The sequence below is a fragment of the Oceanobacillus jeddahensis genome (assembly GCF_000750635.1).
Classification (GTDB): Bacteria; Bacillota; Bacilli; order Bacillales; family Amphibacillaceae; genus Oceanobacillus; species Oceanobacillus jeddahense.
Window position 1 is genome coordinate 1,627,084 of sequence record NZ_CCDM010000001.1, and the last position, 15,911, is coordinate 1,642,994.

A 15,911-nucleotide genomic window follows, 5' to 3' on the forward strand; every position below is an offset into this window, starting at 1 on the left:
CCATATTTTCATAGATTATATTGTAACATTATTAAGTGAATTAAATGACGAAAAAATATATTTTAGGTATATTTATTGGGGAGCTTCATACAAAAATACTAGAATGAAAACCGTTGATAGATAAGGAATGTATTATATTATATGACGATTTTTATAAACTTTTGTCGTTATTGAAATATAAATGTAACATTTCTATAATATGCATGACATTTTCTTATGTTAAGCTTTACAAAGTTACAAATTAAAAGACGAAAATAAAATTAATATAAATAAAAATCGCAAATGTTCGGTTATAACAAAATACATAGATAATATATTTGCGGTGTAAAATTTGAAAGTGGGGAATATAAGTTGAAAAAGACAGTAATGACATTAACTGCAGCCTCTGTAGTAGGTTTGAGCAGTGTATTTTTTGCGGGACCGGTAAAAGCAGAATCAGTAGAAGATCTAGAAAACAGACAATCTGAAGTACAGGAGGATCGTGCTTCTGTACAATCTAATCTATCAGATGCAGAAAATGAAGTAGCGAATGTTTTAGTTGATTTACAAGATTTACAACAAGAGATCGATGATTTAAATTCTGCTCTTGAGCAAAATCAAGAAAAATTAGATGAAACAGAAGATGGTATTTCAACTACGGAAGATGAAGTTAGTGAATTAGAAGCAGAGATTGAGGAATTAGAAGAAGCAATTGAAAAACGTACAGAAATTTTAAAAGAACGAGCGGTAGCTTTACAACAAAATGGCGGAGATATCAGCTATCTGGAAGTATTATTTGGAGCTCAAGACTTCAGTGACTTTGTAAGCCGTGTTTCTGCAGTAAACAAAATTACTGATTCTGATTTAGCTTTACTGGAACAACAAGAAGAAGATAAAAAAGATGTAGCTGAAAAACAAGAGTCTGTTGAGGAAAAGCTTGACGAATTAAATCAATTAAAAACAGATTTAACAGGAATTAATAATACCATTACAGACCAAAAAGATGCTGCAAAAGATAAAGAAGATTCATTAAAAGATAAAGAAGAAGAATTAACAGCACTTATCGACGAACTGGAAATTAAAGATTCTCGTTTAGCTGCGATTGAGCAAGATGTTGCTGACCGTTTAGAAGTAGCAACGGCTCCAGCACCGGAAACATTAGTAGCAAGTGCCAGTGTAGGTTCTAGTGATGATAGTAGTGACGAAGCTGAAGTAGAAGAAGAAGCGACAAATGATTCTGAAGAAGAATCAAATGATACAGAACAAGAAGAAACTACTTCCAGTGAAGATCAAGAAGATACATCTTCAAATACCGAAAGCAATGATGATGGTAATAATAGTGGTTCTAGTAATACAAATGAATCCAGTTCTGATAGTGGATCTAGTAACTCAAGTGATTCAGGTAATTCCAATGAATCTAGTGGATCTAGTAATTCAAGCAGCTCTAGCGAATCTAGTAGTTCTAATGGTAATAACTCTGGCAATTCTGGTAGTTCAGGTGGCTCTGGCGGCGGATCAGATAATTCCGATAAAGAGGACAAAGATAATAACTCAGGAGGATCCACCCCATCAACAGGATCTGGAATCAGCGGAGTACTTAGCGCTGCACAAAGTCAAACACATCAAAACACATATGTTTGGGGAGGAAAAAGCCCTAGCACAGGTTTTGACTGCTCAGGTTTTGTATCTTGGGCATTTGCGCAAGCTGGATATTCCATTCCGTCTTACACTGGCGCATTAGTAAATGTTGGTTCATCTGTTTCTCAAAGCGATATGCAACCAGGAGATCTGGTTTTCTTTAATACAAATGGTACAAATGGCCATGTAGGCATTTACCTGGGTAACAACAAGTTTATTGGTTCTCAAAGCAGTACAGGCGTTGCAGTTGCTGATATGTCACCAGGAAGCTACTGGGGTAAAGAATTCAGCGGAACAGTACGTCGCGTACAATAATAAACCTATTACCAAAAGTCTTTGCATGAAGAAGTGCTTCGTGTGAAGGCTTTTTTACTTGATAATAAAATTTCAAATTTTGTTTGTAAGCATACTTGTCCACAAACTATACTATATTTGTTATCATGTTCGGAGCGGTTTTGGGTAAGTAAAAAATGTATTTTATGAACTTGCTAGTAGGAATAGTAGTATATACCCCATCTCAGAAACAATGAAATATATAAAGAATTAAATATTAGACAAACAAAAATTTCGTATTAGATTCTGTATTCTTTATCACGGGGAATTGTCTGTAAAACTCCCACTGAAAGAAGTTTCGTTTTATCTGCAGTACTTTCATAGCCAAGTAGACACATTAAGCCTTTATCCATTATAATAAAGATAAGAGAGAGGGTGATCTGATGGGAAGGTAATATGGAACTATATATATAATCAACATACGTCGATATCCATTGAACCTAATCATTTGGATCATCTACGTGTGGAAAAGGTAAAAAAATCTTTATAATAATCGAAGGATATTTAAAATTTCAGGAGGTGAAATCCTTGGGCAATTTTGCACAAGGATCTTAATTGGACATATCGACCATGATTAATTTATTTGCGGTTGCTATTTTGATCGCATTAACTGCTTTTTTTGTTATGTCAGAATTTGCTATTGTAAAAATTCGGAGTACTCAATTAGAGCCTCATATTGCAGCTGGGAAAGGGTCCGCTGCTGCGGCTAAAAAGGTCGTTACACATCTTGATGAGTATTTATCTGCTTGTCAATTAGGGATTACGATTACAGCACTTGGAATTGGACGTTTAGCAGAGCCAACGTTTGAGAGAATGTTACATCCGCTTTTGGAGGAATTTAATATTGGAGCGGGCCTTGTTACAACCCTTTCCATTCTTATTTCATTCTTAATTGCAACCTTCTTGCACGTGGTTGTCGGAGAACTTGCTCCCAAAACTTTAGCAATTCAAAAAGCGGAACAGGTTACGTTAATTGTGGCTAGGCCACTAACCTGGTTCTATCGCCTGTTGTTTCCTTTTATTTGGTTATTGAATGGATCCGCTCGATTATTAACCAAAGCAGTTGGTTTACAACCAATGAGCGGGCATGAGGAAACTCATACAGAAGAAGAACTACGTTTAATATTGGCTGACAGTTATAAAAGTGGTGAAATCAATCAATCTGAAATGATGTATGTAAACAATATATTTGATTTTGATGAGCGAGTAGCTAGAGAAATTATGACGCCGAGAACAGAAATGATCTATTTCTCAACGGAAGATAGCTTTGAGGAAAACTTGGAAATTATCCGTGAAGGACAATTTACACGTTATCCGGTGGCAGATCAAGATAAGGATAATATTATTGGTTTGGTAAATCTAAAAGAAGTATTTACTGGGAAGTTAAATAATGATGAACCTGCGACGATTGAAGATTATATTCGTCCAATTATTCATGTATCAGAAGCAACACCAATTCGTCAACTTCTCTTAAAAATGCAGAAAGAACGTATTCATATGGCAATTGTTAATGATGAATATGGTGGTACAGCGGGATTAGTTACCGTTGAAGATATTTTAGAAGAGATTGTTGGAGAGATCCGGGATGAATTTGATGAAGATGAAGTACCCGATTTTGAAACAGTTGATGATACCACTTATTTAGTGGCAGGCCGGGTCAGCTTAGACGATATTAATCAAAAGCTGGGTATTACTTTAGAAGATGATGAAGTTGATACGATTGGCGGGTGGTTCTTTACCCATAACCTTGAAGCAGAAGTAGGAACGGTTATGGAATTTGAAGGGTATGCATTTACACTTGTTGAAAAAGATGGGTATCAAATTAAGAGAGTGAAAATCACAAAAGTAGCAGAAGAAGAATTGCCTGAGCAGGAATAAAGCTTAAAATAGAATATACAAACAGATTAAAGTTATCTGTTTTGAAGATAAGAAGGGGGATAACCTCTTCTTTTTTTTGCACTAGAAAAGTATAGGAAAGCGAATATAGGACTGTAAAAATTATTTAGTAGCTTTCTGTAGATATTAAAGTTTAAACACTATTTATTTCGGTTACACAGTAAATATATACTGATTTTGGAGGAGGGCTTATAGTGAACGATATACAAGATATTGTAAAAGAATTAGAGAATGTTAGAGGAACTGGAGCTAATAAAATATTTACCATGTACTTGAATACAGATTTAAGCGATCCAGATCAGCAAAGTGGAGAATGGAAGATTCACCTGAAAAATGGATTGAACAATTTTGAGCATTATTTAAAAGAAGCTGACAATGAAGAAGAACTCAAAAATTATAAGAAAGTTAAAAAGCAAGTAAAAGCTTTTATGGATGAAATAGAAAGAGATTTGATGCGAGGCGTCATTATTGTAGCATCTGCTGACGGGGAAGTCTGGATTGCTGAACGTGTGCAGATGCATTTAGAAAATGAATTTGAATGGCAGGAAACACCAGTTTTAGATCAATTAAAGTCACTCTCAGAAAAGTATCCAAAGACAGGGATCATTCTTGTTCAGCAAAATCAGGTTAAGCTGATTGACAGCAATCTAAATCAGGTAAAAGATACGGCAGAATATGAACTGGATGTAGAAGAGGATACATGGAAGATGAAACAAGGCCCTCGTCATGGCAGAGCAAAGCAAGGAATGGGGGCGAACAGTGTACAGAAAGATTTATTCAATGATCGTTATGAAGCAAATCAATATCGCTGGTATAAAAGCATTGCTCCTAAGTTGGACAAGCAGGCAAAAGATAGAGAATGGAAGCGAATTTTCATCGTTGGTGAAGCACCAGCTTCTAAAACATTGGAAACCGAAATGAACAAAGATGTGGAAGAAGTCATTTTAAAGAATATGCTGGATCATGAAGAAAGTAAGGTCTTGGAAACGATATTAGATTAAACGTTGAGATATTTTAAAGAAAACACTATATTTTGTTAACGAAAAAACCGAACTGATTTCCTTTTTCATCTGATGATGATAGGTAAATCAGTTCGGTTTTCTGTGAGGATATAAATTAAGATTATATGTAACATTTTAATGAGCGATTAGAAATGTTAAACTCCTTACTCAATGGCTTCTAAGTATCCAGCATTTGCATACCCGGTGACATCTTGGTAAGTAACTTCAACCCATTCGTACTCATCTTCCTCGCCAATAACTTGGACAATATCCCCCGTAACGAGTGTTGCGACAACCTCACTGTCCGCACTTGGGCTGCTGCGGATATTTAATAAATCTGCAGTAACCTCAAAATCTTCTCCATTGGAATTATCGGCTTCTGCATCCGCTTCTTCCTCTGATTCAGAATTATCGGATTCCTCATCTGAATCCGTGTCCTCGTCTGTTGAATTTGCTTCCTCTTCTGTTTCTTCTTCATCGCTGTCTATCTCGTTTACTTCTGAAACTTCATTTTGAAAGTCGAAATCTGGATTGTTGAATTGTCTTTGCATAATTAAAACAAATACAATAAATACAATTCCTGCAATGAATAATAATAATAATCGAAATTTACTACTTTTACGCATACTACTCTGCTCCTAATATATTTGTTCTAAAGGTAGTATACATAACTTTTGAACATAAAGAAATAGCAATTCCAAAAAAAGTTTGTCAAATCATTAGAAAACTCGTATTCGCTTATTTTTTAGTGAATACGAGTTTTCTTTACAATAAAATACATGTTTTAAGCATGAATACAGGTTGGACATTTGCCATAAATCTCAAATTTATGATCATCAATTTCATAATTTTTCAGTTCAGCTGAAGCAGTCTCCATCGGACACATTTCAATCTCTTTTGTTTTACCGCAATCGGTACAAATAAAATGATGATGATGGTGATGGCTGCAGCTTAAGCGAAAGTGCTTTTCACCTTCTAAATCTGTTTTTTCCAGTATCCCCAGATCATGATATAAGTGCAGGTTGCGATAGATTGTATCGAAACTGACTGCCCCATATTTATTTTCGAGATGAGCAATTAAATCTTTTGCGGGACGGTATCCATCCTCTGAGGAAAAGAATTCTAAAATCTCTTTCCGTTTTCCGGTTGTTTTGTATCCTTTTTCTTTTAAAATAGTGATGGCTTCTTGAAGATTCATCGAAAAAACCTCCGTTTATTTTCGTAACTTTTTCATTCCTATCGCAATTAATAATAAAACCAACGACGTCATGACAATCGTTCCTCCTGGTGGGATATCTAAATAGTAACCTGAGATAATCCCAAATACAACAGCAATTTCACCAAAAAGAATCGAAAGGAAAATCATTTGTTTAAACCCTTTAGCAATACGCATGCTGGCTGCAACTGGCAATGTCATTAAAGCAGAAACCAATAATACACCGACAATACGGATAGAAGCAGCAATAACAAGGGCTGTCAGTACGATAAATAACATATTGATCCATTTCACATGCAGTCCGGCAATAGTTGCTTGTTCTTCATCAAAGGACATGGTAAATAATTCTTTGAAGAAGAGCCAAATAATGAATAGAACAAAGGCAGCTACACCGAAAATGACATAAAAATCATTGACAGTTACGGCAGATACAGATCCAAATAGATAGTTGAATAAATCCGTGTTAAACCCATCTGCAATCGAAATGAAGATAACACTCAAACCGACTCCGGCAGATAAAATAATAGGAATAGAGATTTCCTGATAGGCTTTATACACGGTACGCAGTTTTTCAATAAAGATAGAGCCTATCACAGAAAATATCATGCCGCTGTAGATCGGTGAGATTACCCACCCGTATATTTTTTCAGCCATCAGCCCAAATGAAATTCCGGCTAAAGTAACGTGCGAAAGTGCATCTGCTATTAATGATTGTCTTCTCACAACGATAAAAGTTCCTAGTAATGGTGCAATTATACCAATTAAGATACCTGTGAGAAACGTATGTCTTAAAAAGGGGTATGTTAAAAAATCCAAAAGCATTGTCTTTCCTCCAACGATAAATTAATGCGTAACCAGGCTGACTGGATGACCATAAATTTGAGAAAAGTCTGCTTCTGTAAGGGATGCATATTCATCAGGATTCCCATGAAAATGCAATGTTTTATTTAAACAAACAATATCAGTCGCATACTCGGTCATTGTGCCTGTATCATGTGTTACCAGCAGTAGTGTTTTTTTGAATTCAGTATTGAGTTTGTAAAGCAATTCATAAAATATTTTTACGTTCTCATAATCAATTCCAACAGTCGGTTCGTCCAAAATAATCAGCTCAGGATCACTGACCAGTGCACGCGCAATAAAAATCCGCTGCTGCTGACCGCCGGAGAGATTGCCGATATTTTGCTTTGTATATTCCGTCATGCCGACTTGAGCAATTGCTTCATGAATTTTTTGCTTATCTTTTTTTGATAAAAATTTTAAATAGCCAAGCTGTGCAGTTAGTCCAGAAGCAACTACTTCATAAACGGTTGCAGGAAAACCTTTATTAAATGCATTCGCTTTTTGTGAGACAAAACCAATTCGATCTCTATTTTTAAGCTTTTGAATAGACTGTCCAAAAACCATTATCTCTCCCGTTTCCGGTTTTTCTAAACCGAGAATCAGCCGGATTAATGTCGTTTTTCCTCCGCCATTCGGCCCTACCAATCCCATGAAAGCTCCTTCGGGAATTTCAAAGTTTATATTATCCAAGACTTTACGAGATTCATAATGGAAGTTAATATTTGACATAGACACAACAGGTGTTGTCATTGTATTCCTCCATTCATTTTAATATAATAATTGAATGTACTAAATAAAGTACTTTATCTATGATAGCGTAAGGATTACTATTTGTAAACAGGAACGATTACGATTTTTAAAAACCTTTCGTGATAATATGTATTATATAGAACTTAATTTTCGTACATTAAATAGAAACTTCATTCCAATGGAAACAGGAATTGATCGTTCCTTCGATAAAAAAGAAGGTGAAGTGTAAGGCACCGCTGCGGCGGACCGTTTTGCTTTCCTAGGGGCACGCTCTTCAGCTAACTTTTGCCAAGAAGAGCGCTTGGCAAAAGTGGATCTTCAGATGGTGCTGATCCCTCAGGAGTCAAAACGGTCCGCCTCCGCTAGTAAGGTGTTCTATACGTGGAATAACTGAACAAAAAAGCTAGATCAGACAGAATATATTTTTCATGGTGCTTAGTAAAAATGTTCGACAATGATTACTTTTTGTGCATGAAAGCTATTCCTGATGTTAACTATCCATGCTGTCATGATTGGCTGTTCAGGGGAAAGCTATTATTTCGTCAAACTCATCAAAATGTGATTTCTTTCATTCGCTGTAGAATCTCATCAGAGTGGAGACCAACCACGGAGCACGTTTGCAGGCTAAACCTGTAACGTCTGCATTAGGGCGTCCTTGGAGTGCGGAATAATTATTTTGAAACCCCTTACAAAAATATCGTTAAATATATTGCGAAAAAATAAATAATCCGTTATAGTATAGATAACATGAGATATGCGATTTGCCAATATCTTTATTTTTTGGCTTAAAAATGAATGAGTATTCATTCAAGAAAGGCTGGAGGATTGTGAAATGACTTATTCTATTAAAAAAGTAGCAGTAATCGGTTCAGGAGTAATGGGTTCTGGTATAGCTGCTCATTTAGCAAACGCAGGTTTACCCGTAATAATGTTTGACAGAGTACCAGATTCTCTGACGGACAAAGAAAAGAAACAAGGTCTCAGCTTAGAAGACAGATCAGTCAGAAATCGAATTGTTGCTGAGGGCAAAAAGAAGCTTTTGAAGCAAAAGCCGTCCCCAATAACATCTAAAAAAAGTTTAGAGTTAATTCAAGTCGCCAATTTGGAGGATGATTTGGCGTTATTGTCAGAGGCAGATTGGATTGTCGAGGTCATCGTTGAGAATCTGGAAGCGAAAAAAGAGCTGTTTAAAAAAGTGGATGCACATCGCAGCGGAGGAACAATCATCACCTCCAATACATCAGGAATTTCTGTCGAAGCAATGATTTCAGAAGCCTCAGAAGATATGCAGGAGCATTTTTTGGGAACACACTTTTTTAATCCGCCGCGTTATTTGAAGTTACTGGAAGTTATTCCAACAGAAAAAACAAAGGCAGAAGTGCTTTCCTTTATGAAGCTATTCGGTGAAAATGTGTTAGGCAAAGGCGTGGTAGAAGCAAAAGATACGCCAAACTTTATTGCAAACCGGATTGGAACCTACGGACTTTTGGTCACTGTACAGGAAATGAAGAAACAGGGATTAAGTGTTGGTGAAGTAGATTCGATTACCGGCCCGCTTATTGGCAGACCAAAAAGTGCTACATTCCGTACTCTGGATGTTGTAGGAATTGATACATTTTATTACGTTGCAAATAATGTTTATCATCACGTATCCGATCCAAAAGAAAAAGAAATATTTACCGTTCCGGAATTTTTAAAGGAAATGATTGAAAAAGGGTGGATTGGTGCAAAAAGCGGAAAAGGATTCTATGAAAAGAAGAAAGATAGAACGATTGTAGAAATTAATCCTAACACGTTAGAGTACCAGGAAAGAAAAAAACTGAAAACAAATGCCGTAGAAGCAGCTAAGCAGGAAAAAGGATTAAGCTGGAAAATGAAAGCGCTTGTAAATCAAAAAGGCGATAAAGCTTCCGATTTTATTTGGTCTATTATAAAGCCTGTATTAGTATATTCTGCTGATTTAGTCGGAGAAATTGCGGATGATGTTGTTTCTATTGATGATGCGATGAAATGGGGCTTCGGCTGGGAACTTGGCCCGTTTGAAATCTGGGATGCGATTGGTGTAAGTGCTGCGGTGGAACGTATCCAAGATGAAGGCACATCTGTACCGAACTGGGTACTGGATATGCTGGAAGAAGGAAATGAAACCTTCTATAAACAGGAAAATGGTGATATTTATTTCTTTCATGATGATACCTATAAACAAAAGAAAGTCAATAAGAAAGAAATATCCTTAGCAGCAGTTAAAGAGCAAAAAGAGGTTATCAAGAAAAATACTGGTGCGAGTCTGATCGATATGGGGGATGATGTTGCTTTATTAGAATTTCATTCCAAAAGTAACGCCATAGGTCTTGATATTATCCAGATGGTCAATGAATCTATTGAAGAAGTTAATAAAAATTACAAGGGGCTTGTGATTGGTAATCAAGGTAAAAATTTCTGTGTTGGTGCTAATTTAGCGATGATGCTGATGGAAGCGCAGGATGATAATATTTTTGAATTAGACCTCGTTATTCGTCAATTTCAAAATATGACGATGAATATTAAATATGCTGATAAACCGGTTGTGGTTGCACCATTTAATATGACATTAGGTGGTGGAGCAGAGGTATCCTTGCCAGCTGCAGCGATCCAGGCTTCACCAGAAACGTATATGGGGCTGGTTGAATTTGGTGTCGGTCTTATTCCTGGAGGCGGAGGAACAAAAGAACTCTATTTAAAAGAGCTTCGTAATCTCCCGGAAGGTGTAGATCTTGATTTAACCAAAGTGGCCAACGATGTGTTTGAAAAAGTAGCAACGGCAAAAGTTTCGACCTCTGCACGAGAAGCAATGGAAAACGGCTACCTGAATAAAAATGACCGCATCAGCAGAAATCCAGATCATATTCTCTATGATGCGAAAAAACGTGTATTATCTTTAGCAAATGAAGGATATGAGAAACCTGCCAGGGAAAAAATTCCGGTTGTCGGAGAAGCAGGTTATGCAGCAATGGTGATGGGGGCGAAATCATTACATTATGGCGGCTATGCTTCCGAGCATGATTTGAAAATTGCTGAAAGATTAGCCTACGTCTTATCTGGCGGAAGAATAAAAGAAGGTACGGAGATTGATGAACAGGTCATGCTTGATTTGGAAAGAGAAGCATTCTTAAGCCTGATTGCAGAACCGCTGACACAGCAAAGGATGCAGCACATGCTTGTAAAAGGGAAACCGTTACGCAATTAATCTCTAAAAGAAGCTATTCAAAAGAAACGCGCGTTTAAAGGAGGATACATCCGTGAAAGAAGCAGTGATTGTAGCTGGTGCTAGAACACCAGTAGGGAAAGCAAATAAAGGCTCATTACAGAATGTTAGGCCAGATGATTTAGCAGCACTTACTGTGAAGGAAACTTTAAAGAGAGCTGACGATTATCAAGGCTCCATCGATGATGTAATTATTGGATGCGCAATGCCGGAAGCAGAACAAGGGATGAATATGGCTCGGAATATCGCTGGACTCGCTGGGTTAAGCCATGATGTTCCAGGTATTACAGTAAATCGTTATTGTGCTTCCGGATTACAGACGATCGCTTATGGTGCAGAACGAATTATGGTTGGCGCTGCGGATACGATTATCGCTGGCGGTGCAGAATCGATGTCGATGATTCCGATGGGTGGACATGTGATTAAACCGAATCCAACCTTGGTTGGAAATGCACCAGAATACTATATGAACATGGGGCATACAGCAGAAGAAGTAGCAAATCGGTTTGAAATTTCAAGAACGGATCAGGATGCTTTTGCAGTACAGAGCCATGAACGTGCGGCGAAAGCAATAGAGAAAGGGTTATTTAAAGATGAAATTGTTCCTGTAGAAGTGAAGGAGCGTGTGGTAGGGAAGCAAAATAAGATTGAAGAGAAATCTTTTTCCTTTGAAATGGATGAAGGGGTTCGTGCAGGAACGAACATAGAAACGTTAAGTTCCTTGCGTCCAGCCTTTCATGTAAAAGGAAGCGTTACGGCAGGAAATGCTTCCCAAATGAGTGACGGGGCAGCATCTGTTTTATTAATGGATAAAGAGAAAGCAGAAGCGGAAGGATTAACGCCAATTGTTAAATTCCGTTCCTTTGCAGTAGCTGGTGTGGCACCGGAAATTATGGGGGTCGGACCGGTAGAAGCAATTCCGAAAGCAGTGAAAATGGCAGGGCTCGAATTATCGGATATTGGTTTAATTGAATTGAATGAAGCTTTTGCATCACAGGCACTGCGAGTTATCCGGGCATTGGATTTAGATGCAGATAAAGTGAATGTTAATGGCGGTGCGATTGCATTAGGACATCCGCTTGGTTGTACAGGTACAAAGCTGACCGTCAGCTTAATGCATGAAATGAAGCGGCGAAATGAACAATTTGGCATTGTAACGATGTGTATTGGCGGCGGCATGGGAGCTGCAGGCGTATTTGAACTTTTATAAGAGGATGTTCCATGTGAACCCGAATTACAATTTATTTGAAAAGGGGAAATTACGATGAGTGAAACAAAAGAAAGATTATTTAAAGGTGGCGCATTTTTAGTTGAGGATATTACGGCAGAAGACATCATTACACCAGAAGATTTTACAGATGAACACAAGATGATTGCGAAAACAACAGAGGATTTTGTATTAGGAGAGGTCGTTCCTAAAATCGATAACCTGGAAAATCAAGAATTTGAGCATTCCGTGGATTTGCTGAAAAAAGCCGGAGAATTAGGCTTATTAGGTGCCGATGTGCCGGAAGCTTATGGCGGTCTTGCTTTAGATAAAATCAGCTCTTCTTTGATTGCGGAGAAGTTTTCCCGCGCCGGCGGTTTCTCTATTACGCATGGCGCCCATGTCGGAATTGGTTCCCTGCCGATTGTTTTCTTTGGAAATGATGCACAAAAGGAAAAATATCTTCCTAAATTAGCAACCGGCGAGTTAATTGCTGCATATGCCCTGACCGAGCCAAGTTCGGGTTCTGATGCGCTTGGTGCAAAAGCAACAGCCAAACTAAACGATGCCGGTACGCATTATATTTTAAATGGTGAAAAGCAATGGATCACCAACTCCGCTTTTGCAGATGTCTTTATTGTCTACGCTAAAATTGACGGCGAGCATTTCAGCGCCTTTATTGTGGAGAGAGAGTATCCTGGTGTATCTACTGGGCCGGAAGAAAAGAAAATGGGTATCAAGAGTTCCTCTACCAGGACACTTGTCTTAGAGGATGCGGAAGTTCCAGTAGAAAATCTACTTGGAGAAAAAGGACGCGGACATGTGATTGCTTTTAACATTTTGAATGTCGGCCGCTATAAACTGGCTGTCGGTGGTATTGGAGCTTCTAAGCGCAGTCTGGAATTAGCAGCGAAATATGTAAATGAGCGGAAACAATTCCAAACACCGATTTCGAGTTTTTCGCTGACACAGGAAAAATTAGCAACAATTGCTGCGAAACTTTACGCCAATGAAAGTGCGGTGTATCGAATCGTGGGGTTATTTGAACAACGGATGGGCGCCCTGACCGATGAACAATTGCAGGATGGGCGTGAAGTGGCCAGAGCAATTGCGGAGTACCAAATAGAATGTTCCATGGCGAAATTTAGTGTGTCTGAATTACTGGATTACGCAGTGGATGAGGCTGTTCAACTCCATGGCGGGTATGGTTTTATGCAGGAATATGAAGTAGAACGGATTTACCGTGATTCACGGATTAACCGTATTTTTGAAGGGACCAATGAAATTAACCGCCTGCTTGTGCCGGGAACACTATTAAAAAAAGCGATGAAGGGTGAATTGCCATTATTAGAAAAGGCACAGGGACTGCAGGAAGAATTAATGATGATGATGCCGGAAGAAGCAGGCACAGAAGCGTTAGAGCAAGAAAAATATTTATTAAAGAATGCGAAAAAGCTTATCTTGCTCGGAGCTGGATTGGCAGCACAGAAATACGGCAAAAAATTAGACCAGGAGCAGGAAATTCTCGTTAAATTAGCGGATATGACAGCGGAAGTATTTAATATAGAGTCTGCTATCCTTCGTACCGAAAAAGCCATTTCTAATGCCGGGTTAGAAAAAGCACAATTAAAATTATTATATACGGAAGTGTATGTACAGGAAGCATTTAACAGGATGGAAACAGCAGCAAAAGAAATTCTGATTACAGCAGAAGAAGGGGATTCACTGCGCGTTATGCTATCTTCTCTGCGTAAGCTGACAAGGCATACACCAATCAATGTAGTTAAGAAAAAACGTGAAATCGCTGCGCAGATTATTGAAGAAGAAAAATATATTGTCTAAACACATTAAAAAGAGGCTGAGCGACCAGCCTCTTTTCGTTTTACTCATCCTTCCTTGATTTTTCCTTTAATAATGCTTTGATTTCTTTCAGCTCTTTATCCATCTCCTCCAGTTTTAAATCAGTTGGTGATGGTGTCTCTTCCCGGCTTGCTTCTTCTACATTATTGACAACAACCCCGACAAATAAATTAACAATTACGAATGCGCCAATTAAAATAAAGGTTACAAAATACCACCAGGAGGAGGGATCTTGTTCTAAAATAGGGTACATCACCCCGCTTGCCCACGACTCTAATGTAATTACCTGAAATAAGGTAAGTAAGGTTCGATGTAAAGAACCAAAGTATTCAGGAGAAATGGAAGCAAAAAGAGTGGTCCCAATAACGCCATAGACATAGAAGAACAGCCCTAAAAGAATCATGATTGTCCCCATCGAAGGAATCGTCAGCAGTAGCGCATTAACCATTTTTCTTAAGGATGGAATAATCGATATCGCTCTTAATACACGAAGAACTCTCAAGATACGCAATATCATGATGTAACTGGAGCCTAGAAATACGATACTGGCGGATACAATGATTAAATCAAACACATTCCATGGATTTTTGAAAAAGGTGTAAAGAGAAGGACTTCCTATTAATCTAATAATAATTTCAATTGTAAATATAGTTAATAGCAGCGTATCCAGCCAATAGATGGTTGAGGGAAATTGATTGGAAATAGCCGGGTACGTTTCAAATCCCACAATGATAGCATTAAAGATAATTAAACCAATAATTACGTTCGTGAATGTTTTATTTTCTGCAATCGCAGCACATTTTGCCTGGAAAGATTTATTTATCATGACAAATATTCCTCTCTCTTTAAGTGTTCATCTGTTATGTAAACTGATTTGATTTACAATTTAAAAGACTTGTTTTTTTCCACAACTATTATTGTACGAATACTTTTTAATTTTGTCACTTCTGATTTCACATTATATATAGAAGATATTGATTCAATATATTGGATGAAAGATAAAGTTTCGTGGTAATCTAAATAAAAAAGGATCAAACTTTTAGGAGGGACTAGCATGTATCGAAATTTAAATGACTTTTTAACAGAATGGTCACAGTCTGCTGATGGTACAAAAGCCGTATTAAAAGCATTAGAGGATGAGAAATTAGATCAATCGATTGTAGAAGGGCATAATAGTCTTGGCTGGCTGGGATGGCATTTAGTGAATAGCCCTGTTTTCTTCGTTAGCTTAGTCGGTATTGATTTAGAATCACCTTATGATCCGGATAGTGTTCCAACAAAAGCAAGTGAAATTCTCGAAGCATATGAAGATATTTCAAAACGTGTTGTTGAGAAAGCAAAAGAGCAATTAACAGATGAAGCTTTAGTAAATGAAGTGGCTGATTTTGGCGGGCCGGCTCCAAAAGGAAGTATCTTACGTATGTTAGTCAGCCACCAGATTCATCATCGTGGTCAAATGACTGTCCTGCTTAGACAAGCTGGCTTAGAGGTTCCTGGAGTGATGGGACCAACAAAAGAGGAACAACAATAGAAGTGGAGGAATAGCCGTGTCATTATCTTTTTATTGGTATCCTAAATGTGGTACGTGCAGGAATGCAAAAAAATGGTTAGATGAAAACCAAGTCGATTATAAGGCAATTCATATTGTAGAAGAACCTCCGAGTGCGAGTGAGCTGTTATCCTGGATGGAAACAAGTGACTTGCCTGCAAAGAAGTTTTTTAATACAAGTGGTAAAAAATATCGAGAATTGAATTTGAAAGAAAGAATAAATGATTTATCTCAACAGGAGATGGCAAAGATTCTAGCTTCTGATGGTATGCTGATCAAACGACCTGTCTTAACAGATGGCGAGAAAGTGACTGTCGGGTTTAAAGAAGACATCTATGAATCTGTCTGGAAATAAGAGAATGTTGGAAGTGCAGATTTAAAAAAGACGCTGACAC

At 37.7% G+C, this 15,911-nt stretch carries 13 protein-coding genes; 8 read left to right on the top strand and 5 right to left on the bottom strand.

The features are described 5' to 3' along the window. Nucleotides 1-351: 351 nt before the first annotated feature. From BN986_RS07150 to BN986_RS07160, 3 genes are all read left to right on the top strand, one after another. Nucleotides 352-1,932 carry a C40 family peptidase gene (locus tag BN986_RS07150; protein WP_052400676.1) on the top strand — a complete coding sequence of 527 codons (1,581 nt, stop codon included), beginning with the start codon at nucleotides 352-354 and terminating at the stop codon, nucleotides 1,930-1,932. 588 nt (nucleotides 1,933-2,520) lie between these two features. Continuing rightward, nucleotides 2,521-3,828, top strand: coding sequence for a hemolysin family protein (locus BN986_RS07155; RefSeq protein WP_244444955.1), 1,308 nt, complete (start codon nucleotides 2,521-2,523; stop codon nucleotides 3,826-3,828). A 212-nt stretch (nucleotides 3,829-4,040) separates the two neighbouring features. Next, nucleotides 4,041-4,847, top strand: a complete 807-nt coding sequence (locus BN986_RS07160; RefSeq protein ID WP_040978966.1) for a VLRF1 family aeRF1-type release factor — start codon at nucleotides 4,041-4,043, stop codon at nucleotides 4,845-4,847. Between the two features lie 164 nt (nucleotides 4,848-5,011). Here the strand turns inward: BN986_RS07160 and BN986_RS07165 are convergent, their stop codons facing one another. The 4 genes from BN986_RS07165 to BN986_RS07180 all read right to left on the bottom strand — a co-directional run bounded on the left by BN986_RS07165 (nucleotide 5,012) and on the right by BN986_RS07180 (nucleotide 7,656). Then, the gene (locus BN986_RS07165) at nucleotides 5,012-5,473 is read right to left on the bottom strand and encodes an SH3 domain-containing protein (protein WP_040978967.1); all 462 of its coding nucleotides are present in this window, start codon (nucleotides 5,471-5,473) and stop codon (nucleotides 5,012-5,014) included. A gap of 158 nt (nucleotides 5,474-5,631) precedes the next feature. Continuing rightward, a complete protein-coding gene (locus tag BN986_RS07170; RefSeq protein WP_040978968.1) occupies nucleotides 5,632-6,045 on the bottom strand; it encodes a Fur family transcriptional regulator in 414 nt (137 codons plus the stop codon). Nucleotides 6,046-6,060: 15 nt separating this feature from the next. Beyond that, on the bottom strand, nucleotides 6,061-6,885 hold the full coding sequence (locus BN986_RS07175) for a metal ABC transporter permease (RefSeq protein WP_040978969.1): 825 nt from the start codon (nucleotides 6,883-6,885) through the stop codon (nucleotides 6,061-6,063). Nucleotides 6,886-6,906: 21 nt separating this feature from the next. Beyond that, on the bottom strand, nucleotides 6,907-7,656 hold the full coding sequence (locus tag BN986_RS07180; protein ID WP_040978970.1) for a metal ABC transporter ATP-binding protein: 750 nt from the start codon (nucleotides 7,654-7,656) through the stop codon (nucleotides 6,907-6,909). Nucleotides 7,657-8,488: 832 nt separating this feature from the next. On the opposite strand from BN986_RS07180, the gene BN986_RS07185 reads away from it, so the two are divergent. The 3 genes from BN986_RS07185 to BN986_RS07195 are packed head-to-tail and all read left to right on the top strand — an operon-like array spanning nucleotide 8,489 to nucleotide 13,949. Next, nucleotides 8,489-10,882 (top strand): 3-hydroxyacyl-CoA dehydrogenase/enoyl-CoA hydratase family protein, encoded by a 2,394-nt coding sequence (locus BN986_RS07185; RefSeq protein ID WP_040978971.1) that lies wholly within the window; start codon nucleotides 8,489-8,491, stop codon nucleotides 10,880-10,882. A 52-nt stretch (nucleotides 10,883-10,934) separates the two neighbouring features. Further along, nucleotides 10,935-12,110, top strand: coding sequence for an acetyl-CoA C-acetyltransferase (locus tag BN986_RS07190; RefSeq protein ID WP_040978972.1), 1,176 nt, complete (start codon nucleotides 10,935-10,937; stop codon nucleotides 12,108-12,110). A gap of 54 nt (nucleotides 12,111-12,164) precedes the next feature. After that, entirely contained in the window at nucleotides 12,165-13,949 is a 1,785-nt protein-coding gene (locus BN986_RS07195; RefSeq protein WP_040978973.1) for an acyl-CoA dehydrogenase family protein, read from the top strand. A gap of 40 nt (nucleotides 13,950-13,989) precedes the next feature. Here the strand turns inward: BN986_RS07195 and BN986_RS07200 are convergent, their stop codons facing one another. Then, a complete protein-coding gene (locus BN986_RS07200) occupies nucleotides 13,990-14,793 on the bottom strand; it encodes an ion transporter (protein ID WP_040978974.1) in 804 nt (267 codons plus the stop codon). A gap of 228 nt (nucleotides 14,794-15,021) precedes the next feature. Between BN986_RS07200 and BN986_RS07205 the strand changes: the two genes are divergently transcribed. Continuing rightward, nucleotides 15,022-15,498: a DinB family protein gene (locus BN986_RS07205; RefSeq protein ID WP_040978975.1), complete on the top strand. Its 477-nt coding sequence runs from the start codon at nucleotides 15,022-15,024 to the stop codon at nucleotides 15,496-15,498. Nucleotides 15,499-15,514: 16 nt separating this feature from the next. Continuing rightward, a complete protein-coding gene (locus tag BN986_RS07210) occupies nucleotides 15,515-15,871 on the top strand; it encodes an arsenate reductase family protein (RefSeq protein WP_040978976.1) in 357 nt (118 codons plus the stop codon). Nucleotides 15,872-15,911 lie beyond the last annotated feature (40 nt).